Below are 21604 nucleotides of genomic sequence, written 5' to 3'. Positions count from 1 at the left end.
CGACCGACCCGCTCTGACGTGCCCGCCTTGCCCGCCGGCGAAGCCGTCCAAAGGGCCGGCGACCCCGCTGCCGGGGTCAGCCGGCGGGCAGTGGCCGGGTGGTTCTGCGGCCGACCAGCAGGAGTACGCCGACGGAGATCACGATCCCCACGGCGATGACCGGCACCAGCGCCTGCAGGTCGAGTCCTTCGGCCACCAGGCCGAACAGCGGCGGGCCGAGGAGGGAGCCGATGCTGCCCGCCTGGGCGACGACGCCGTTGCCGACGTCGGCGTGGTCGAGCCGCTCCAGCACCAGCGGCAGGGCGGCGATGACGAGGGCGCCGAGAAAGCCGTTCTCGATCGAGATGACGCCCGCCCCGGTCAGCGCGGCCGGCGACGAGCCGTGGCCGCCGAACATGAGCCAGGCGGCGGGCAGCGTGAGCAGCCCGGCCAGCGCCAGGACGCCGACCGGCGTGCCCCGGCGCAGCAGCACCCCGACGGTGACCCCGCCGAGCGCGCTGAGCAGCGAGATCACGGCGGTGACCGCGCCCGCGGAGGCGGCCGAGTGGCCGTACCGCTCGACCAGGAGCGTGGGCAGCAGGACGAGCACGGGGATGGTCACGAGCACGGCCAGGCAGAAGGCCGCGGCCAGCAGGCCGGGCCAGGCCAGCGCCCGCACGCGGGGCACGGGCCCGGTCTCCTGGTGCCGGGCGGAGCCGCGCGGCAGGCGCACCCGTACGACGAGCGCCATCACGAGCGTCAGCCCGGCGAGGACGCCGATCCAGCCGCGCCAGCCGATCGCCGTGCCGATCGCGCCCCCGGCGAGCGTGCTGGCGCCCAGGCCCACCGCGACGAACGTGGCCCAGACGGACAGCGCGGTCCCGCGGTCGCGTTCCCTGGCCAGCCGGACGATCAGCGCGGGGCAGGCGATGGTGACCAGCAGGTATCCGACGCCTTCGACGCCCCGGGCGGTCAGCAGCCAGGCGTAGCCGCTCGCGACCGCCCCCGCCGCGCTCGCCACCGCCGTCAGGACGAGCCCGGCGACCAGCGACCGCTCGGCGCCGAAGCGGCGGATCAGGTAGCCGGCGAGCAGGCCGACGGCGGCTCCGACGCCGACCACCGTGGAGATGACCCAGCCCAGTTGCGCCAGCGACAGCCCGAGTTCGGCCGCCACGGCCGGCCCGACGGGGGCGAACTTGCCGAGGCTCATGGCCGCGACGACCCCTCCGAGGTAGACGACGGCGATCGTGCCCCAGGGGGTGCGTGGCTGGGCCGAGGTTTCGGCGGTCGTCCCGGCGTCCATGGATCTCCTTCGCGTCGTTCCGTACATGCTCGTCCGGGTTCGAGCATCGTCGCGTCGGATGTGGCGATCAAGACGGTGGCCGGAACCGCGACGCCGGCAGTTCCCTGGATCGGCGGTGGCAGCTCGGATGGCCGCGTGTTCAGGTGCGCCGCCGGCTCAGCGGAGGCGTTTTCGTCGCCGAGGATCGCATCCGCCGGGCTCCTCGGCCGGCGGGGCCGTTCGTGTGGATGAGCGTGGGGCTCAGCCGGTCAGCTGGGCCTCCAGGCGGTAGCCGTCCACTGTCACGTACACCTGGTCGCCGGGGCGGGCGTTCAGGCGCATGAGCACCGGCTGGAGCGAGTCGAAGACCGGCTGGTGGCCCTGCCAGACGAGGACGATCGCGTTGTCGCCGGGGCCGGTGACCGACAGCAGCGTGCCGGGGCGCATGCCGAGCTGGGCGGCGTACCCCTCGGGGACCGGCACGGGGCCGCCGCGCAGGTGCTCGGGCGTGACCTCGATGCGCTGCCAGCGGCGCGGGTCGGAGGACGGGCTCGGCAGCGGCGGGGGCGGCGTCGCCGGGGCGCCCGCCAGGCCGGCCGGCAGCATGCCGGACCGGCCGCCGGACAGCGCCGACAGCGTGGCGAGCGCGGCCGACGGGTCGATCGAGCCGCTCGTGGCGGCCGGGATCGGCTGGCCGCCGCGGTGGTGGTGGCCGTTCGCGCCCGGTGTGCGGCGGGGGAGGGGCTGGGACGGGGACGGCGCCGAGGCCATCGGGTCGGCGGACTCCGGCGGCAGGGCCTCCAGCCATGCCTTGGCGGAATGGGCGCGGATGCCCAGCTCGGCCATGAGCTCCACCATGTCGGCGTCCGGCAGGGCCGTGGCCAGGAGCCGGCGCGTACGGGCCTGGAGGCCGTGGATGTCGCCCACCACGAGCCAGCCGTCCTGGAGACGGCGGTCGGGCATGAGGGTGACCAGCACCCGCCAGAGCGGGGTGCGCAGCGAGGGCACCATCACCGGGTGGGCCGGGTCGGCGCCGATCAGCTGCTCCTCGGTGGCCGCCGCGCCCAGCCACTCGGTCAGGCGGAACATGTGCCCGGTCACCGGCGCGGACTCCGAGGAGCGTAGCCAGGTCAGCACCCGCTCCTCGGCCGTGCGCTGCGCGTGGGAGAGGGCTTCTCGCTCGACCAGCAGCTTGTGGGCGAGCGTGCGGAGGCTGATCGGGTCCTCGGCGAACAGCCGGTGCACGGCCACGGCCAGCTCCAGCTTGTCCAGGCCGCGGAAGAGGTTGTCGACGACGCGGACCATGGCGTGGTCGGTGTCGAACGGCACCGGGGACGATGCGGCGCCGCCGGTCTTCGCCGGGGCCGCGCCGGGGACGCCCGGGACGGCGGGGAAGGAGCCGGTCTCCTCGCGGCCCGGCTGCCGGGCCGCGGGGCGCTGCGGCAGGCGGTCGGCCGCGCCGGGCTGACCGGCCGACGCCTGGCCAGGCTGACCGGGCAGCTGAGAAGGCTGACCGGGCGCCTGAGAAGGCTGGCCCGGCTGGCTCTGCTGGGCCTGTTGTCCGGGCTGCGGCGATTGGCCGGGCTGAGGCGGCTGGCCGGGGGTCTGGCGCTGGGGCAGGGCGCCGTTCTGCGGCTGGGCGGCGAACGCGCCGCTCTGCGCCGGGAACGACCCCGTCTGGCGCGGCTCCCCGGGTACGGCCGGGAACGACCCCGTCTGGCGCGGCTCCCCGGGTACGGCCGGGAACGACCCCGTCTGGCGCGGCTCCCCGGGTACGGCCGGGAAGGACCCTGTATGACGCTGTTCGCCGGGTACGGCCGGGAAGGAGCCCGTGTGGCGGTCGCCGCCCTGTGCGGGGAACGAGCCCGTCTGGCGCGGCTCGCCGGGGTGCCCTCCTGCCTGCGGCTCCCCCGAGCGTCCGGGGAACGCCGCCGCGGGGCGCTGCGGCAGCCCGTTGCCCTGCCCGCCGGACGGCCCGCCTGGCTGCCCGGCGCCCGGCCCGCTCTGTCCGCCGGGCTGCGCGGCGAAGGGACCGCTCTGGCCGCCCGCGGAGGCGGCGAGCGGGTCGTTCCGGCCGGGGGAGGAGGGGAGCGGGTCGTCGGCGGGGGCGGCGAAGGGGCCGCTCTGGCCGTTGGGGGAGGGGGCGACGAAGGGGCCGCTCGAAGGCACGGCGGGGAAGGAGCCGGTGTTCCTGGACTCCTCAGCGCCGCCCGCCCCCCGCTGCACCGGCAGCGTCAACTCGGGCCGGCCGGCGGCGGGGAGGGCCGGGATGCGGCCGAGGATCTCGCGGAGGACCGCGCCGACCACCACCTCGGGCGTGGCGGACGGGGTGCCGAGGTCGCTGGGGGACAGCCGGCGCAATCGCTGCCAGCCGCCGAGGCCGATGACCGCCGTACGGGTGGCCTCGGACCAGCCGGGCAGCGCCGGGTCTACGGGATGCACGGTCAGGGCGGGCACCAGGTCGCACAGGGGCAGGTGGTCCCAGCGGGCGGTGGCCAGCCGGCCGAGGCGTTCGCAGATCCAGTCGAGTCCCGCCGTGCCGAGCGCCTTGGAGAGGGGGAGGGAGGACCACCATCCCGCGGGCAGGCGCGGGTCGCCCAGCGCCTCGGCCACCTGCTGTGGCCGGCTCCAGCGCAGAGCTGGGACTAGGTCGCTCAGGCAGATCGATGACTCGACTTCCATCGGCGGACCTTATCCTCCCCAGTGTGCCGCGTGTGCTGCCCGTTGCGCATGTGGCTCATGGTGCAGCCTACGCGGCAAGCTATCAATCAGTGTGAATAGGGTAAAGACGGTTCAGATCCAAACCGTACCGTGGACGACCCCCCACCTGGGCCACACATGCGGCACCCGCACGACATCCTTCCTCCAGAGCGGCTCTTTCCCCGCATCCCCGCAAGGTGGCGGCGAGAAACCCGGCGGCGAAGGCGTCCCCAGCTCCGGTCGTGTCCACGACCTCGCCCGGCAGGCCAGGCACCCGCGCGGTGATGGTTCCGTTCACCGCCGCCAGGGCGCCGTCGGCGCCCAGTTTCACCACGGCTGTGCCGTATTTCTCACTCAGCGCCTCCGCCGCCCGCTCCGCCGTGGGCGCGCCGGAGAGCAGCAGGGCCTCGTCGAGATTGGGGATGACGAGGTCGGCCGCGGCGGTCTCGGCCATGAAACGTTCGGCGCCGAAGTCGCGCAGGGGCTTGGTCGAGGCCGGGTCCACGCTGACGGTGACCCCGGCCGCCGCCGCGTCCGCCAGGGCGGCCCTGACGAGGCCCAGGCCCGGCGGGGCGAACAGCACGTACCCGGACAGGTGCAGCCGGGCCACCCCCTCCAGCAGGGCGGGGTCCCAGTCGCGTTCGGAGATCAGGCCGCCCGCGCCCCGGTTGGTGAGCATGGACCGCTCGCCGCTCGGGTCCACCATCGCGATCACGACGGCGGTGGGGTGGTCGGGGTCCACGGTCACCTGGGGCCGTACGCCGGCCTTGACCAGCTCGGCGACGTGCCAGTCGCTGCTGTCGTAGCCCAGCCTGGCCAGCAGCCGGGCGTCGGCGCCCAGGTGGGCGGCCCAGGCGGCGGTGTTCGCGCCCGAGCCGCCGGGACGCAGCACGATGTCGGCCGCGGTGTCGGTGCCCGCCAGGACGGGGGAACCGTGCAGCGCCACCACATCGGTGACCGCGTCCCCGACGACCAGGAGACCGTGGTCGGTCATGAGTCGGCCCAGCTCACGGCGATCCTCGCGGCGAGGGCGACGTTGCCGCGCACGGCGGCGAGGTTGGCCTCCAGGGAGGCGCCGCCCGTGCCGTCGACCAGGTAGCCGAGCAGGAACGGGGTGATCGCCTGGCCCTTGACGCCCTCGCGCTCGGCGGCGGCCAGCGCCTCGGCCAGCACGCGGTCGTGCAGCTCGGGGTCGAGCTGCCGGTCCACGGGGACGGGGTTGGCGACGATCAGTGCCGTCTCCTGGCCGCCGAGGGAGTCCTGGCCGCGCATGATCGCCGCCGCCTCCTCGGGCGACTCGATCCGCCAGTCGATCGGCAGGCCGGAGGTGTTCAGGTAGAAGCCGGGGAAGGCGTCGGTGCGGTAGCCCACGACGCTGACGCCGCGGGTCTCCAGGCGCTGGAGCGTCGCGGGCACGTCGAGGATCGACTTCACGCCCGCGCAGACGACGGTGATCCGGGTACGGGCGAGCGTGTCGAGGTCGGCCGACTCGTCCTGGTCCTCGGTCCAGCCCCGGTGCACGCCGCCGAGCCCGCCGGTGGCGAAGATCCGCACCCCGGCCCGCGCGGCGAGGAACGACGTGGCCGACACCGTGGTCGCGCCGCTCGCCTTGAGCGCGGCGGCCACGGGAAGGTCCCGCTGGCCCAGCTTGCGCAGGCCGGGCTCGGTCGCGATGCGCTCAAGCCCGGCCGCGTCCAGCCCGATGCGGGGCACGCCGTCGAGCACGGCGATCGTGGCCGGCACCGCTCCCGCAGCACGGACGATCTCCTCCAGTTCGCGCGCGACCTCCAGGTTGCGCGGCTGCGGCAGGCCGTGGGAGATGATCGTGGACTCCAGCGCCACGACCGGGGCGCCGCCGGCCAGGGCCTCGGCTACCTCGTCGGACGGCTGGAGGACGGAGTCGGCGGTGCTGCGCATGGTGGGTCTCGTACTCCTTGCGAAATCCTGGGGCTTTGTGCAGAAGAGCGAACTTTACGGCATCGCTCGCCGGCAATGCAGGTTACGGCCCTTCCCGTGATCGGTCATCCCGTCGATGATCACACGTCCCGGGCGTTGACGTGGGGCGTGGTATGGGACGTAAAGTGCGGGGATGGGCGCGTATGACGTGATCGTGGCGGGAGCCGGGCACAACGGGCTGGTGGCCGCGGCCTACCTGGCCCGGGCCGGTCGGCGGGTGCTGGTGCTGGAGCGGTACGACCACGTGGGCGGCCTGGCGATCTCCACGCGCGCCTTCCCCGGGGTGGACGTACGGCTGTCCCGCTACAGCTACCTGGTCAGCCTCCTCCCGGCCGGGATCGTCCGCGACCTCGGCCTCGACCTGGAGCTGCGCCGCCGCCGCTACGCCTCCTACACGCCGGTGGGCGGCACGGGCCTGCTGGTCGACAACGAGGACGCCGGCCGTACGGCGGCCTCCTTCGCCGCGGTCACCGGCGGCGAGAGCGACCACAAGGCCTGGCAGGACTTCTACGCCATGACCGGGCGGGTGGCCGAGACCCTGGCCCCCACCCTCCTCGAACCCCTCCGCCCGCCCGCCGAGATCGAGCGCCTGGTCGGGCCGGAGGCGTGGCGGGCGCTGTTCGCCGAGCCGATCGGCCGCGCCGTGGACGCGCGCTTCGCCGACGACACCGTCCGCGGGGTCGTCCTCACCGACGCGCTCATCGGCACCTTCGCCGACCCGTCCGCCGACCTGCTCGCCAACCGCTGCTTCCTCTACCACGTGATCGGCGACGGCACGGGCGAGTGGAACGTCCCGGTGGGCGGCATGGGCGCGGTCTCGGGCGCGCTGGAGGCGGCGGCCCGCCGCGCGGGCGCGGAGATCAGGACCGGCGCCGAGATCATCGGGATCGCGCCGTCCGGGGAGGTCACGTTCGCCGACGAGCGCGGCGAGCACACCGTGACCGGCGGCCACGTGCTGGTCAACCTGCCGCCCGCGGTGCTCGACCGGCTGCTCGGCCGCGAGCCGGCCGTCCCCGAGGGGGCGCAGCTCAAGGTCAACATGGTGCTGAGCCGGTTGCCCAGGCTCAAGGACGCCTCCGTGGACCCACGCGCGGCCTTCAGCGGCACCTTCCACATCAACGAGACCCGCGACCAGCTCGCCCGCGCCCACGCCCAGGCGGCGGCCGGGCGGATCCCGGAGCTGCCGCCCGCCGAGGTCTACTGCCACTCGCTCACCGACCCGTCGATCCTCGGGCCGGAGCTGCGCGGCCGGGCCGAGACGATGACGCTGTTCGGCCTGCACATGCCCGCCCGGCTGTTCCGCGAGGACCCGGAGGGGGCGCGCGCGGCGGCCCTGCGTGCGACCTTCGCCTCGCTGGACGCCGTGCTCGCCGAGCCCATCGAGGACTGCCTGCTCCGGACGCCCGACGGCGCCCCGTGCGTCGAGGCCAAGAGCCCGGTGGACCTGGAGCGGGAGGCCGGACTGCCCGGCGGCCACATCTTCCACACGGACCTGAGCTGGCCGTACGACGAGGACGGCCGGGGCGGCTGGGGCGTCGAGACCGAGCACGAGCGCATCCTCATGTGCGGCGCGGGCGCCCGGCGGGGCGGCGGCGTGAGCGGCATCGGCGGCCACAACGCCGCGATGGCCCTGCTCACCCGCGCGTAACCCCACCCAGCCGCCCGCCGCCCAGCCGCCCGCCGCCCAGCCGCCGGTCGCCCCCGCCCACCGGCCCCACCGCCGGCCGCGCGGCCCGCCGCTAGTAGCCGCCGGAGACCAGCTTGCCGGCGACCTCCAGTGCCACCGCCGTGCGCCGCTCGTCCGGCAGCTCCAGGTCGAACAGGAACGGCACGCTGCCCAGGACCACCGCGAGCACCGCCAGCCGGGCCTCGAACCCCCGCACGGGATCGTCGCCGGGCGCGGCCAGCACCGAGATCATCGCGATCAGGCCCTGCTGCATGCGCTCCCCGGCCGGCAGCTCGCGCATCACGCCCTGGTTCACCTGGGCGAACCGGAACAGCGGCCGCCACTGGTCCTCCAGCAGCCCCGAGATGCGCGCCAGGACCTCCTTCCTGGCCTCGGCCGTCGAAGGCTGCTCCCCGGCCCACGCCACCAGCTCGTCCATCGACTCGGTGAGCCGCTCCACGACGCTGGCGAGGATCGCCTCCTTGGTCCGGAAGTGGTAGTAGAGCGCCGGCCGGGTGATCTCCAGCCGTTCGGCGACCTCCTGCAGCGTGGTCTTGTCGTATCCGCGCTCGGCGAACAGCTCCAGCGCGACCTGCTGGATCCGCTCTCGTGTGTCCGTCCGCCGCCCTGCCATGCCGCTCCTATCCTTGACGCACGCTCCCGCATTGCTTACTTTCATGTAAGTAAGCAATGCGGTCCCGCCTGTAGGGAGCAGACTATGGCTCAGATCTTCCCCGTCCAGCGCAGGTGCCCCTTCGCGCCGCCCCCCGAGTACGCGGACCTGCGCGAGCAGGCCCCGCTCGTCCGCGCCGAACTGCCCGGCGGCGCCGTGTGGCTGGTCACGCGGCACGCCGAGGCGCAGCGGGTCCTGTCCGGGACGGGCATCAGCACCAGCCCCGCCACGCCCGGCCACCCCCACCACGTCTTCCTCCCCGGCGGGGCCACCCCGGAGCGCAGGGCGCTCCTGGCCGAGAACGCCCCCGGGCACTTCATCGACCTCGACCCGCCCGAGCACACCCGCTTCCGCAAGCTGCTCATCCCGGAGTTCACGGTCCGCCGCGTACGGGAACTGCGCCCCGGCATCCAGGACATCGCCGACCGGCTCATCGACGACATGCTGGACAAGGGACCGGAGGCCGAGCTCGTCGCCGACTTCGGGCTGCCGCTGCCGTCACTGGTCATCTGCCGGCTGCTCGGGGTCCCGTACGCCGACCACGAGTTCTTCCAGTCGCGCACCCGCGCGATGCTCGGCGCGCTCGGCGACGAGCAGGTCCGGCTCGCCGCGGCGTCCGAGATCAGGAACTACCTCGACGCGCTCGTCACCGCCGCCGAGAAGGGCCCCGAGGACGACCTCCTCGGCCGGGTCATCACCAGCGGCCGGCTCACCCACGACGAGATCGTCGGCGTGATCTTCTTGCTGCTCGTCGCCGGCCACGAGACCACCGCCAACATGATCCCGCTGGCCGTGCTCACCCTCCTGCGCCACCCCGGCCAGCTCGCCGCGCTGCGCGCCGACCCGGACGGCTGGCCGATGGCGGTCGAGGAACTGCTCCGCTACCTCTCCGTCGTCGACTGGGTGGCCTTCGACCGGGTCTCCACGGAGGACCAGGAGATCGGCGGGCAGCTCGTACGCAGGGGCGAGGGCATCTTCGTCCTCGGCGCCTCCGCCAACCGCGACGAGCGGGCCTTCGAGCGTCCCGACGACTTCGACGTCCGGCGCGGCGCCCGCCACCACGTGGCCTTCGGCTACGGCGTGCACCAGTGCCTCGGCCAGAACCTGGCCCGCGCCGAGCTGGAGATCGCCCTGCGCGCGCTGTTCGAGCGCCTGCCTGGCCTGCGCGCCACGGTGCGCGACGAGGAGGTGCCCGCCAGGTACGACGCCGCCGTCTTCGGCCTCACGTCCCTGCCCGTCACATGGTGAAACCAGAGCGTAAGGACGACCCGTTCATAGGGTTCTCATGATGTTCCCTTAGCGTTTGCTGCATGAGTGAGGCCGCACGGTTGCTGGTAGTCGACGACGAGCCCGCGTTGCGCGAGGCGCTCCAGTCCAGCCTCGAGTTCGAGGGCTACAAGGTCGTCACCGCGAACGACGGGCAGGCCGCGCTCGACGAGCTGGCCCGCGCCTCCTACGACGCGGTGCTGCTCGACGTCATGATGCCGCGGCTCGACGGGCTGACCGCCTGCCGCCGCCTGCGGTCCTCGGGCAACCACATCCCGGTCCTCATGCTCACCGCCCGCGACGCGGTGGGCGACCGGGTCTCGGGGCTCGACGCCGGGGCCGACGACTACCTGGTCAAGCCGTTCGAGCTGGACGAGCTGCTGGCCAGGGTCCGCGCCCTGCTGCGGCGCGGCGCGCTGAGCGCCGGCGGCCCTGAGGGTGACACGCTGACCTACGCCGACCTGCGCATGGACCCGGCCACCCGCGAGGTCACCCGCGGCGACCGCCGGCTCGACCTGACCAGGACCGAATACCTGCTCATGGAGCTGTTCCTGTCGCACCCGCGCCAGGTGCTCACCCGCGACCAGATCCTGAGCGAGGTGTGGGGCTTCGACTTCGAGCCCACCTCCAACTCCCTCGACGTCTACGTCATGTACCTGCGGCGCAAGACGGAGGCGGGAGGCGAGCCGCGGATCATCCACACCGTCCGCGGGGTGGGTTATGTCCTGCGGGCCGCCGCGTGAGACCTCGCAGCCTCCGGGCTCGGCTGACGCTCCTGGTGACGGGCGCGGTGTCGTTCGCCGTCGTGCTGTGCGCGGTCCTGTCGTGGTTCATCATCCAGATGCTGGTCCTCGCGCAGGTGGACCAGAGCATCCTGGAGAACCAGGGGGACGTGAAGTACCTGCTCCACGAGTGCCGTCCGGAAGGCACGCAGGGCCCCTACTTCGAGGGCATGGCCACGGTGCTCCGTCCCGACGGCACCACCTGCTCGCTCGGCCGGCCCATCGCGCCCACCCAGGACGACCGCAAGGCGCTGGAGCCCATACCGGAGCCCCTCTACCGCAACGGGGTGACGACGGACGGCAAGCGGGTGCGCGTCGTGACCGTCAACGTGGAGCCGGGCCTCGCCGTGATGGCGGCCCGGCCGCTCTGGCACGTCGAGCGCACCCTCCGCTACGCCGCGGTCGGGCTCGGCGGCATCGCCGCGCTGGGCGCGCTCGGCGCGGCCATGGCGGGCCTCGCCGTCTCGCGCGCCGCCCTGCGCCCCGTGGGCGAGCTGACCAGGGCGGTCGAGCACATCGCCCAGACCGAGGACCTCGACACCCGCATCCCCGTACGCGGCACCGACGAGATCGCCCGCCTGTCGTCGTCCTTCAACGCGATGACCGCCGCCCTGGCCGGCTCGCGCGAACGCCAGAAACAGCTCGTCGCCGACGCCGGCCACGAGCTGCGCACCCCGCTGACCACCCTGCGCACCAACATCGACCTGCTGCTGCGCAGCGAGCAGACCGGCCGCAGCATCGACCCCGACGCCAAGCGGCGGCTGCTGGTCAACGTCAAGGCGCAGTTCGCCGAGCTGTCCACGCTGGTCGCCGACCTGCTCCAGCTCGCCCGCGGCGACAACGACCACGAGCCGCACGTCGAGCTGGCCTTCCACGAGGTCGTGACGGCGGCGGTGGAGCGCGCCCGGCTGCGCGGCGCGCGGGTCGTCACCGACCTCGAACCCTGGTACGTCGCCGGCAACGCCGCCTCCCTGGAGCGCGCGGTCATCAACCTGCTCGACAACGCGGCCAAGTTCAGCCCCGACAGCGGGGTCGAGGTGTCGCTGCGGAACGGGCGGCTGACCGTCCGCGACCACGGCCCCGGGCTGCCGGAGGAGGAGCTGCCGCACGTCTTCGAACGGTTCTGGCGCTCGCCGTCCGCGCGTGGCCTGCCCGGATCCGGGCTCGGCCTGGCCATCGTGGCCCAGGCCGTGGCCGAGGCGGGCGGTCAGGTGAGCCTGGCGAACGCGCCCGGTGGCGGAGCCGTCGCAACAATGGACCTTCCCGGAACTCTCCTTCGTGGCTCAGAATCGGATAAGTCCGGTCAAAGATCCGAATCGTGAGCTGGGTGCATGGACACGACAGCAGTGGGGACCCGCCTGGTCGAGGTGGTCGTCCCCGTGTACGACGAGCAGCGGGCGCTCCGCGCGAGCGTCACCCGCCTCCACGGGTACCTCACCAGGAACTTCCCCTACGGATTCCGGATCACGATCGCCGACAACGCCAGCACCGACGACACCTGGCGGATCGCCACCGAACTGGCGCAGGAGCTGCCGCACGTCCACGCCGTGCACCTCGACGAGAAGGGCCGCGGGCGGGCGTTGCGGCTGGTCTGGTCGCGCAGCGAGGCCGACGTCGTCAGCTACATGGACGTCGACCTCTCCACCGACCTGGACGCCTTCCTGCCGCTGGTCGCGCCGCTGCTGTCGGGGCACAGCGACCTCGCCATCGGCACCCGGCTGGCGCGCGCCTCGCGGGTCGAGCGGGGACCGAAGCGGGAGTTCATCTCCCGCTCCTACAACCTGCTGCTGCGGTCGCTGATGGGCGCCGGGTTCTCCGACGCCCAGTGCGGCTTCAAGGCCGTGCGCACCGACGTCGCCCAGGCCCTGCTGCCCGGTGTCGAGGACGAGGAGTGGTTCTTCGACACCGAGCTGCTGCTGCTGGCCGAACGCTACGGGCTGCGCATCCACGAGGTCCCCGTCGACTGGGTGGACGACCCGGACAGCCGGGTCGACATCCTGCGCACCGCCCTGGACGACCTGCGCGGGATGGCCAGGGTGGCGCGCAAAACGCTCTCCGGCGCCGCCGGGATCCCCGTACCGCCCCGGATCCAGCGGGCCGAGCTGCCGCGCGGCATGGCCCGCCAGCTTCCCCGCTTCGCGGTCGTCGGGGTGGCCAGCACCCTGGCGTACCTGGCGCTCTACTCGCTGCTGCGGCCGGCCATCGCGCCGCTCGCCGCCAACGCCGTCGCGCTGCTGGTCACCGCCCTCGCCAACACCGCCGCCAACCGGCGCTTCACCTTCGGCGTCACCGGCTCGGCCGGGGCGCTGCGGCACCAGTTCGAGGGGCTGATCGCTTTCCTCGTCGGGCTGGCGCTCACCTCGGGAACCCTCGCGCTGCTGCCCTCGGGGGTCCCGCACGGCGTCGAGGTGGCCGCGGTCATCGCCGCCAACGCCGCCGCCACGCTCGTCCGCTTCCTGCTCCTGCGCGTGTGGGTGTTCAACCCCCGGCGGAGGACCGCGCGATGAACCTCGCGGCCGGCACGCCGGGCCGCCGGCTGACCGGCCGGGCCGCGGAAGGGCCCGCGGCTCAGGCGGGGAGGGCGGCGAGGAGGAAGGCGAGGCGGGCGGCGGCGGACTCGACGTCGTCCGTCGTGCCGAGCCGGTAGCCCCACGAGGTGACAAACGCGCCCTCGTCGGAGCAGGTGACCGTCTCCGCGAGCGTGGCGGAGAAGCGGTTGCGGACCGACACGTAGGCCGGGTCGCTGGACAGGGCCAGGCTCTGGACGGACAGGTCGGCGTGACGACCCGCGTGCCAGGCGAACCGCTCGAGGCTGAGCGCCGTATCAAGCATCATGCGTCACCTCCGCAACGTCTCGCGCCAGAATTGCACGATCTTGCGGCGGGAGGCAAGCAATTGCTGCGGTTAAAATGGCGTTTGTTTCCGGTACGTGTGCAGAATGCGCATCATCACCTCCCGCCCGCTCTCGTCGAACTCGGCGACCTTCGCGAAACCGTCGAAAGCCTGCACGTAGAAGGCGATGTCATCCGGCTCGCGCAGGACGAGGTCCTTCGTCATGGTGGCCACGCCCACCATGGTGTCGTTGTAGATCCAGAAGCCGTTGATCGGCGCGGACGGCAGCTCGGTCTCGGCGGGGATCACGCCGAACTCGACGTTGGGCAGCGTGCTGACCGCGAGCAGCCGGTCGATCTGCCCGCGCATCACGTCGGCCGGGGCCAGCATTGTGCGCAGCGCGGACTCCGGCACCACGAACCGGAAAGTGCGGCCCCGGTCGTAGAGGATCTCCTGGCGCTGCATGCGCACCCGTACGGCCGCGTCGATCTGGTCGGCGGCGCTGTAGAGGCGCTTGACCTTGCGGAAGACGTGCCGGGCGTACTCGGTGGTCTGGAGCAGGCCCATGATGATGCCCGGCTCGAAGGCGCGGAACAGCTTGGTGCGCGCCTCCAGGTCGCGCATGTCCTCCTGGATCGCGGCGAGGCCGCTGCGGTAGCGCTGCTTCCAGCTGTCGTGCCGCTCCTGGAGCGCGAGGGCCTGGCTGATCAGGTCGTCCGTCGTGTCGGGGGCGGCGCCGACCGCCTGCGCCCACGTGACCACGTCGTCCTCGGTGGGGGTCTGCCTGGCGTTCTCCAGGCGGGAGACCTTGGACGGCTGCCAGCGCACCCGCTCGGCCAGCTCCTTGCCCGACAGGTGGGCGGCTTCCCTGAGCTGGCGCAGCTGACCGCCGAGGTCGATCCGCGCCTGCTGAAACGACGTCACGCCGCAAGAGGCTAGCCCTGGTTGCGCCGATCAGCCAGGGCCCGCCGCAATTGTGATCAAGCGGTGGCCGAGGGTGTTCCGCCGCTGGTGGGGAAAGCGGTTGCCGGCCCGCTGGGGAGGACCCGGCGGGCGATCTCGGTGATGAGTTCGCGGGGGACCTCGACCGCGGTCTCGCCGGCGAGGACGTCGCGGAGATCCGCGAGCGCCTCGGCGTCGGTGACCTCGAGGCCCTGGACCACGATCGTGCCGCGGTCGGTCTCGTACAGGGTGGGACAGGCGCCGGCCTCCGAAGTGGAGCCGAGGAACCTCATGCGCATGACGATCCTTCCCCGATGCAAAGGTGCAATTGCGCGCAATTGTACGACTCGGGGAGTGCTTTGTGATCGTTTTTCCGGAAATTGTGCTTTTGAGAAGTGAGCTCAGTCCAGGGCGCCCTCCATGAACTCCCCGGCCCGCTGGAAAAGACCCAGCGTCATCGCGTGCAGCAGGTCACCGGTCTCCTTCGGGGCCTTGCCGGCGTAGGCCCGCGCGTGCGTGCCCTCCAGCACGATGCCGAGCTTGAAGCAGGCCATCACCGCGTACCAGCCGACCGCCGACAGGTCGCGCTCGGACAGCGCCGTGTAGTAGGACGCCAGCTCCTGGGGCGAGGGAAGACCCGGCACGTGAGCGTTGCCTGTCGGCCAGGTCGCCAGCAGCCAGCCCAGGTCGAGCAGCGGATCGCCGACCGTGCACATCTCCCAGTCAACGATCGCCGCCAGCCGCGGGCCGTCCCAGGCGAACATGAGGTTGGCGAAGTGGTAGTCGCCGTGCATGATCCCCGGCGTGTACGAGCGGGGCAGCCTGCGGCTCAGCCAGTCGGCGGTCTCGCGCAGCCCGGGGATGTCGGGGCCGGGATAGCCGTCGAGCTCGGAGTAGGAGTCGAGCTCCTTGAGCCAGCGCGGCACCTGCCGCTCCAGGAAGCCCTCGGGGCGCCCGAACCCCGGCAGCAGGCCGGGATCGACCCGGCCCAGCTCGGCCAGCGCGGCGGCGGCCTCCAGGCCCATCCTGTGCCGGATCGCCGGATCGGAGGCGTGCGGCTCGGGAAGTCCCGTGGAGGGGTTGAACCCGTCCACCGGCTCCATGAGGTAGAAGACCGGCTCCCGCTCGGTCTGGGCGGCCACGAGCGCCGGCGCGGGCACGCGCGTGCCGCGCAGCGCCGTCAGCACCCGCGCCTCGCGGCGCAGCACCTCGTTGCTCCTGCTGCGGGCGTGGAGGGGCGGGCGGCGCAGGACGTACGACCGGCCGCCGCGCTCCAGGCGGACCATGACGTTCTGGGTGCCGCCGGCCACCGGGGCCACCCCGGTGATCGGGCCGCCGGGCAGCCCTTGGGCGTCCATCCACGCGCCGAGCGCGTCGAAGTCGATCGCGCCGACGTCGATGTGCGTGGAGGTCATGATCACCCCTCGACAGAATCATGTTCTAGCGGGACCTTACGAGAGCCCCACCCCTCGGTCAACCCGCCGGTCGCGCCAGCGCGGCGGGGACGTCGACCAGCTGCGCGCGCAGCTCCTCGCCCAGGGCCTTGGCCTGCGGATCCATGCGTGGGCTCGCGGCCACGCCCCTGCCGAGCAGGCCGTGGACGACGAAGTTGAGCGCCCTGAGATCGGGCAGCTCGTGTCGCTCGACGCGGTGAGCGGCCAGCTCGGGCAGGAGCGCGGCCAGCCGCCCGGCCGTGAGGTACGACTCCAGCCAGGCGTACCGCTCGTCGGTGTCCACCCAGACGCCGAGGTTGGCGTTGCCCCCTTTGTCGCCGGAGCGCGCCCCCGCGATCCGGCCGAGCGGGAGCCGCACGCACGGCCCCGAGGGGACGGCGGCCCGCCTCCCGGCCGCCGGCGCGGGAACCGGCTCCGCCGCCGCCACCGCCGCCGAGGCCGCGGGCGCCGGATCGGACGGCAGCTCCTCGCCGTTGACGAAGACCCGCGGGTGCACCTCGGCGGCCGGGACGAGCACCGGCCAGTAGACCCCGTACGGGGAGGCGTCGCCCGGCGGCGAGAGGGCGTAGAAGCCCGGATAGCCGGCCAGCCCCGTCTCCACCACCGCCGAGGAGAAGGCGCGGCCCGCCGTGCGGCGGTCGGCGTCCATGACCGTGATCCGGAGCAGGCCCGAGCCGGTGAGCGTCACGTCCACCGCGTCGAAGGACTCCTTCGGGATCCGCGCCCAGATCGCCTCCTCGGCCGCCCGCGCCTTGGCCTCGACGTCCAGCCCGGTCAGCACCAGCGTCATCGTGTTGCGGTAGCCGCCGAGGAAGTTGACCGCGACCTTGAGCGTGTCCGGCGGCGGCTCGCCGCGCACCCCCGAGATCAGCACCCGGTCCGGCCCGTCGTCGGTGAGCGTGATCGTGTCGAACCTGGCGACCACGTCCGGGCCGAGGTAGCGGGGGCCGCCCAGCTCGTACACGAGCTGCGCCGTCACCGTCCCCACCGACACCAGGCCGCCCGTCCCCGGATGCTTGGTGATCACGGCGGAGCCGTCGGCGCGCAGCTCGGCGAGAGGGAAGCCGCAGTGCGCCAGGTCCGGCACGTCCTGGAAGAAGGCGTAGTTGCCGCCCGTCGCCTGGCAGCCGCACTCGATCACGTGCCCCGCCACCACGGACCCGGCGAGCGCGTCCAGGTCGCCGGGACCCCAGCCGTGGCGCCAGATGCCGGGACCCGTCACCAGCGCGGCGTCCGTCACCCGGCCGGTCACCACCACGTCCGCCCCCGCCGCGAGAGCCTGGGCGATGGGCCGGCCGCCGAGGTAGGCGTTCGCGGTCAGGGGCGTGGCGCGCAGGCGCTCGCCGGTGTCGGCGTTGACCAGGTCGAGGTCGCGGCCCATGAGGTCGTCGCCCGTCACGTGCGCGACGGTCGCGGACACCCCCAGGCGGGCGGCCAGCTCGCGCACGGCCTCGGCGCAGCCGGCCGGGTCCAGACCGCCCGCGTTCGAGACGATCCTGATGCCCCTGTCGAGGCACGTGCCGAGGACGTCCTCAAGCTGCCGCAGGAACGTCGGCGCGTATCCTGGCCGGCCCTTCAGCCGGTTGCCGGCCAGGATGAACATCGTCAGCTCGGCCAGCCAGTCGCCGGTCAGCACGTCGATCGGGCCGCCCTCGACCATCTCGCGGGCGGCCGAGAGCCGGTCGCCGTAGAACCCGCTGCAGTTGGCGATCCGCAGCGTCATCCCGAGACCCACTTCGGAGGGCGCTTCTCCCAGAACGCCGCGATGCCCTCCTGCCCCTCCTCCGAGGTGAACCGCTCCGCCGACAGCTCCGTCATCCGCCGCAGCCCCTCCTCGAACGGCAGCCCCGGCACCTCCCGCACCAGCCGCTTGGTGATCGCCAGCGCCTCCGGGCCGCCCTTGACCAGCAGCTCGGTGTAGTGCGCGACCGCCGCGTCCAGCTCCTCCTCCGGGACCGCCCGCGACACCAGCCCGATCTCGGCCGCCCGCGCGGCGTCGAAGACCTCGCCGGTCAGGAAGTACTCGGCCGCGGCCCGCGGGTCGAGCCGCCGCAGCACCGGCACGGAGATCATCGCCGGCACCACGCCCAGCCGCACCTCGGTGAACGCGAACGAGGCCGTCAGCGGCGCCACCGCGAAGTCGCACGAGGCCACCAGCCCGAGCCCGCCCGCCCGCGCGGTGCCGTTGAGCCGGCACACGACCGGCTTCGGGCTCTCCCACAGCAGCGTGAAGACCTCCGGCAGGGACGCCGTCACCGGCGCGCCCGGCCGGCCCTCGGCGGCGCGCTGCTCCTTCAGGTCGGCACCCGAGCAGAACACCGTGCCGGTGGCCGTCAGCACGATCACCCGGCACTCGGGCTCGGCCAGCGCCCAGGTCAGCCGTTCCTTCAGGTCGGCCAGCAGGCGGGCCGACAGCGCGTTGCGGTTGGGCGGCGAGTCGAGCGTGACGGTCGCGACACCGTTCGCCAGGCTTGCGTGCACCAGGCTCGTCATAGGTCCCCCTCGTGAATGACGGCGAGCACGGCTCCCGCCTCGACCTGCCGGCCCTGCTCGACGTGCAGGCCGGACACCACGCCGTCGGCCGGAGCGGTGATCCGATGCTCCATCTTCATCGCCTCCAGCACCAGCACCGCCTGGCCCTTGACGACGCGGTCGCCGGGCGCCACCTCGACGCGCAGCACGCTGCCCGGCATCGGGGCCAGCAGGGAGCCGGGGACGACGTGCTCGACGGGCTCGGGCAGGCGGGGGAGCGGGGTCAGCTCGGCGCGGCCGCCCGGGTGGCCGCCCGTGTGGTCCACGTACACCGGGCCGCCGGCGTCGTAGCGGGCGACGGCGAAGGCGTGGCGGACGCCGTCCCGCTCCAGGACCACCCGGTCGGGCGCGGCGCTGACGGCGGTGACTCCGGCGGGCAGCGGGTCGTAGACGACGTCGGCCGTGCGGCCGTCCCCTGTGGTGAAGGCGGTGCGGCGCGGCTGGGAGCGGACGTTGCGCCACCCGCCCGGCAGGCCGCCGAGCACGGGGGCGCGGCGGCGGTTGTCCGCGGCCAGCGCGAGCGCGGCGGCCAGCCCGGCCAGCCCACTCTCCCCGGCCGGCCCACTCTCCCCGGCCGGCGCGGGCGGGGCCGTCGCGAAGGGGCCGCCGGGGTCGAGGAAACCGGTGTGGGTGTCCCCGGCCACGAAATCCGGATGGGTCAGGATCCGCAGCAGCAGGTCGCGGTTCGTGGCGAGGCCGTGCAGCCGCGCCCGCCGCAGCGCCGTCACGAGCTTCCTGACCGCCTCCGCCCGCGACGCCCCGTGCGCGATCACCTTCGCCAGCATCGCGTCGTAGTAAGGCGGCACCACCGACCCGGACTCCACCCCCGAGTCCACCCGGACGCCGGTGCCGGGCCCGCCGACCTCGAAGCGCCGCAGCACCCCCGACTGCGGCAGGTAACGCTCGTCCTCCGCGTAGAGCCGCACCTCGACGGCGTGCCCGGACGGCCCCGGCGGCTCAGGCGGCAGCGCGCCGCCCTCGGCCACCTCCAGTTGCAGCCGTACGAGATCCACCCCGTGCACCAGCTCGGTGACCGGATGCTCGACCTGGAGCCGGGTGTTCATCTCCAGGAACGCCACCCGGTCGCCCCGCACCAGGAACTCGACGGTCCCGGCCCCGACGTAGCCGATCGCGGCCGCCGCCCGCCGGGCCGCCTCGCACAGCCGCTCGCGCGCCTCCGCCGCGATCCCGGGGGAGGGGCACTCCTCGACGACCTTCTGGTGCCGCCGCTGCACGCTGCACTCGCGCTCGCCCAGCGTCCACACGGTGCCGTGCGCGTCGGCCAGCACCTGCACCTCGACGTGCCTGGCCCGCTCCCACAGCGGCTCGGCGAACACGGCGGGATCGCCGAACGCCGCCTCCGCCTCCCGCCGCGCCGAGGCGACCTCACGCGCTAGCTCCTCCGGCCCGCGGACGATCCGCATGCCCCGCCCGCCGCCTCCGGCCGACGCCTTGACCAGCAGCGGGAACTCGCCGGGCGCCGCCAGGTCGAGCGAGGGCAGCACGGGCACCCCGGCCGCCGCCATGAGCCGCTTGGCCTCGATCTTCGAGCCCATCGCGGCGATCGCCCCCGGTGGCGGGCCCACCCACACCAGCCCGGCCGCCAGGACCGCCCGCGCGAACTCCGCGTTCTCCGACAGGAACCCGTAACCCGGATGCACGGCGTCCGCCCCGGAGGCGCGGCAGGCGGCCACGACGCGGCCAATGTCCAGATAGGTCTCGGAAGGGCGGGCGCCCGGCAGGCGTACCGCGAGATCGGCCTCCGCCACGTGCGGCGCGCCGGCGTCGGGGTCGGCGAAGACCGCGACCGTCTCGATCCCGAGCGCCCGGCAGGTACGGAAGACGCGCCGGGCGATCTCACCCCGGTTCGCGACGAGCAGGCGGCTGATCACGGCCGGAACACCCCGAACCCGGCCGGCTCCGGCACCGGCGCGCTGTTGACCGCCGACAGGCACATCCCCAGCACCGTACGGGTGTCGCGCGGATCGATCACCCCGTCGTCGTAGAGCCGGCCCGACAGGAAGAACGGCAGCGACTCGGCCTCGATCTGCGCCTCCACCATGGCGCGCATCGCCGCGTCCGCCTCCTCGTCGTACGCCTGCCCCCTGGCCTCGGCCGCCGCCCGCCCCACGATGGACAGCACCCCGGCGAGCTGCGCGGGCCCCATCACCGCCGACTTGGCGCTCGGCCAGGCGAACAGGAACCGGGGCTCGAAGGCCCGCCCGCACATGCCGTAGTTGCCGGCGCCGTACGACGCCCCCATGACGATCGTCAGGTGCGGGACCGTCGAGTTGGACACCGCGTTGATCATCATCGCGCCGTGCTTGATGATCCCGCGCTGCTCGTAGTCCCTGCCGACCATGTAGCCGGTCGTGTTCTGCAGGAACACGAGCGGGGTCCTCGACTGGTTGGCGAGCTGGATGAACTGCGTCGCCTTCTGCGACTCCTCGCTGAACAGCACGCCCCGCGCGTTCGCCAGCACCCCCACGGGATAGCCGTGCACACGCGCCCACCCGGTCACCAGCGACGTCCCGTACAGCGGCTTGAACTCCTCGAACGCGCTCGCGTCCACCACCCTGGCGATCACCTCGCGCGGGTCGAACGGCACCCTCAGGTCCTCGGGGACGACGCCCAGCAGCTCCTCCGCCGGATAACGGGGCTCCTCGGCGGGCAGCGGCGTGACACCCCGCTTGCGCCAGTTGAGCGAGCGCACCACGCGGCGGCCGATGCGGAGCGCGTCGTACTCGTCCTCGGCCAGGTAGTCGGCCAGGCCGCTCACCCGGGCGTGCATCTCCGCGCCGCCCAGCGACTCGTCGTCGGACTCCTCACCGGTCGCCATCCGCACCAGCGGCGGGCCGCCCAGGAACACCTTGGCCCGGTCGCGGACCATCACCACGTGGTCGCTCATGCCGGGGACGTACGCGCCGCCCGCCGTCGAGTTGCCGAACACCAGCGCCACCGTCGGCACGCCGGCCGCCGACAGCCGCGTCAGGTCGCGGAAGACCCGGCCGCCCGGGATGAAGATCTCCTTCTGCGTGGGCAGGTCCGCGCCGCCGCTCTCGACCAGGTTGACGTACGGGAGCCGGTTGCGCAGCGCGATGTCGGCCGCGCGCAGCGTCTTGCGCAGCGTCCACGGGTTGGTCGCGCCGCCGCGCACCGTCGGGTCGTTCGCGGTGATCACGCACTCGACGCCCTCGATCACCCCGATGCCGGTCACCACGCTCGCCCCGACCGGGTAGTCGCTGCCCCACGCCGCCAGCGGCGACAGCTCCAGGAACGGCGAGTCGGCGTCCACGAGCAGCTCCACCCGCTCGCGGGCGAGCAGCTTGCCGCGCCGCCGGTGCCGCTCGACGTACTTGCCGCCGCCGCCGGCCACCGCCCTGGCGTGCTCGGCGTCCAGTTCGCCCAGCTTGGCCAGCATGGCCTCGCGGCGCGCCAGGTATTCCTCGCTCCCGGGATCGAGCCTGCTTCTGATCACGGCTTCCCCGCCGGAGACGCGACGATCACGCCAAGTACGGTAGCGTCCGGCCCCCCGATGCG

At 73.7% G+C, this 21604-nt stretch carries 18 protein-coding genes; 5 read left to right on the top strand and 13 right to left on the bottom strand.

Annotated elements, in window-relative coordinates:
- Positions 1–76 precede the first annotated feature (76 nt).
- The 4 genes from Nocox_RS29095 to Nocox_RS29080 form a co-directional block, all read right to left on the bottom strand.
- Complete coding sequence (locus tag Nocox_RS29095; protein ID WP_020540598.1) at positions 77–1282, bottom strand: MFS transporter; 1206 nt, start codon at positions 1280–1282, stop codon at positions 77–79.
- Between the two features lie 240 nt (positions 1283–1522).
- Positions 1523–3943, bottom strand: a complete 2421-nt coding sequence (locus Nocox_RS29090; protein WP_219495515.1) for a hypothetical protein — start codon at positions 3941–3943, stop codon at positions 1523–1525.
- A gap of 82 nt (positions 3944–4025) precedes the next feature.
- Positions 4026–4955, bottom strand: coding sequence for a carbohydrate kinase family protein (locus Nocox_RS29085; protein ID WP_020540597.1), 930 nt, complete (start codon positions 4953–4955; stop codon positions 4026–4028).
- Complete coding sequence (locus Nocox_RS29080) at positions 4952–5878, bottom strand: pseudouridine-5'-phosphate glycosidase (RefSeq protein ID WP_020540596.1); 927 nt, start codon at positions 5876–5878, stop codon at positions 4952–4954. The genes Nocox_RS29085 and Nocox_RS29080 overlap by 4 nt, the downstream gene beginning before the upstream one ends.
- A gap of 172 nt (positions 5879–6050) precedes the next feature.
- On the opposite strand from Nocox_RS29080, the gene Nocox_RS29075 reads away from it, so the two are divergent.
- Entirely contained in the window at positions 6051–7565 is a 1515-nt protein-coding gene (locus tag Nocox_RS29075) for a phytoene desaturase family protein (RefSeq protein WP_020540595.1), read from the top strand.
- Positions 7566–7656: 91 nt separating this feature from the next.
- Here the strand turns inward: Nocox_RS29075 and Nocox_RS29070 are convergent, their stop codons facing one another.
- Complete coding sequence (locus tag Nocox_RS29070) at positions 7657–8217, bottom strand: TetR/AcrR family transcriptional regulator (protein WP_020540594.1); 561 nt, start codon at positions 8215–8217, stop codon at positions 7657–7659.
- A gap of 84 nt (positions 8218–8301) precedes the next feature.
- Here Nocox_RS29070 and Nocox_RS29065 point away from each other — a divergent pair, with 84 nt between their 5' ends.
- The 4 genes from Nocox_RS29065 to Nocox_RS29050 all read left to right on the top strand — a co-directional run bounded on the left by Nocox_RS29065 (position 8302) and on the right by Nocox_RS29050 (position 12811).
- Complete coding sequence (locus Nocox_RS29065) at positions 8302–9504, top strand: cytochrome P450 (protein WP_020540593.1); 1203 nt, start codon at positions 8302–8304, stop codon at positions 9502–9504.
- Between the two features lie 62 nt (positions 9505–9566).
- On the top strand, positions 9567–10265 hold the full coding sequence (locus tag Nocox_RS29060; RefSeq protein WP_026213803.1) for a response regulator transcription factor: 699 nt from the start codon (positions 9567–9569) through the stop codon (positions 10263–10265).
- Positions 10262–11626 carry a HAMP domain-containing sensor histidine kinase gene (locus Nocox_RS29055; protein ID WP_051112411.1) on the top strand — a complete coding sequence of 455 codons (1365 nt, stop codon included), beginning with the start codon at positions 10262–10264 and terminating at the stop codon, positions 11624–11626. Before Nocox_RS29060 ends, Nocox_RS29055 begins: the two co-directional genes overlap by 4 nt.
- A 9-nt stretch (positions 11627–11635) precedes the next feature.
- A complete protein-coding gene (locus Nocox_RS29050) occupies positions 11636–12811 on the top strand; it encodes a bifunctional glycosyltransferase family 2/GtrA family protein (protein ID WP_033407902.1) in 1176 nt (391 codons plus the stop codon).
- A 61-nt stretch (positions 12812–12872) separates the two neighbouring features.
- Here Nocox_RS29050 and Nocox_RS29045 read toward each other — a convergent pair whose 3' ends face one another.
- From Nocox_RS29045 to Nocox_RS29010, 8 genes are all read right to left on the bottom strand, one after another.
- The gene (locus tag Nocox_RS29045) at positions 12873–13139 is read right to left on the bottom strand and encodes a hypothetical protein (RefSeq protein WP_020540589.1); all 267 of its coding nucleotides are present in this window, start codon (positions 13137–13139) and stop codon (positions 12873–12875) included.
- Positions 13140–13208: 69 nt separating this feature from the next.
- Positions 13209–14060, bottom strand: coding sequence for a helix-turn-helix domain-containing protein (locus Nocox_RS29040; protein WP_020540588.1), 852 nt, complete (start codon positions 14058–14060; stop codon positions 13209–13211).
- 56 nt (positions 14061–14116) lie between these two features.
- The gene (locus tag Nocox_RS29035) at positions 14117–14377 is read right to left on the bottom strand and encodes a hypothetical protein (RefSeq protein ID WP_020540587.1); all 261 of its coding nucleotides are present in this window, start codon (positions 14375–14377) and stop codon (positions 14117–14119) included.
- 102 nt (positions 14378–14479) lie between these two features.
- The gene (locus Nocox_RS29030; protein WP_026213801.1) at positions 14480–15493 is read right to left on the bottom strand and encodes a phosphotransferase family protein; all 1014 of its coding nucleotides are present in this window, start codon (positions 15491–15493) and stop codon (positions 14480–14482) included.
- A 58-nt stretch (positions 15494–15551) separates the two neighbouring features.
- The gene (locus Nocox_RS29025; RefSeq protein WP_020540585.1) at positions 15552–17255 is read right to left on the bottom strand and encodes an acyclic terpene utilization AtuA family protein; all 1704 of its coding nucleotides are present in this window, start codon (positions 17253–17255) and stop codon (positions 15552–15554) included.
- Positions 17252–18025: an enoyl-CoA hydratase-related protein gene (locus tag Nocox_RS29020; RefSeq protein WP_020540584.1), complete on the bottom strand. Its 774-nt coding sequence runs from the start codon at positions 18023–18025 to the stop codon at positions 17252–17254. The genes Nocox_RS29025 and Nocox_RS29020 overlap by 4 nt, the downstream gene beginning before the upstream one ends.
- On the bottom strand, positions 18022–19956 hold the full coding sequence (locus tag Nocox_RS29015; RefSeq protein ID WP_020540583.1) for an ATP-binding protein: 1935 nt from the start codon (positions 19954–19956) through the stop codon (positions 18022–18024). Before Nocox_RS29015 ends, Nocox_RS29020 begins: the two co-directional genes overlap by 4 nt.
- Positions 19953–21485 carry an acyl-CoA carboxylase subunit beta gene (locus Nocox_RS29010; RefSeq protein ID WP_084685239.1) on the bottom strand — a complete coding sequence of 511 codons (1533 nt, stop codon included), beginning with the start codon at positions 21483–21485 and terminating at the stop codon, positions 19953–19955. The genes Nocox_RS29015 and Nocox_RS29010 overlap by 4 nt, the downstream gene beginning before the upstream one ends.
- Positions 21486–21604 lie beyond the last annotated feature (119 nt).

Source organism: Nonomuraea coxensis DSM 45129 (assembly GCF_019397265.1).
In the GTDB taxonomy this organism is placed as follows: domain Bacteria; phylum Actinomycetota; class Actinomycetes; order Streptosporangiales; family Streptosporangiaceae; genus Nonomuraea; species Nonomuraea coxensis.
Note: the sequence above shows the minus strand (reverse complement) of the source record. Positions and strands in the feature narration are given on the sequence as shown.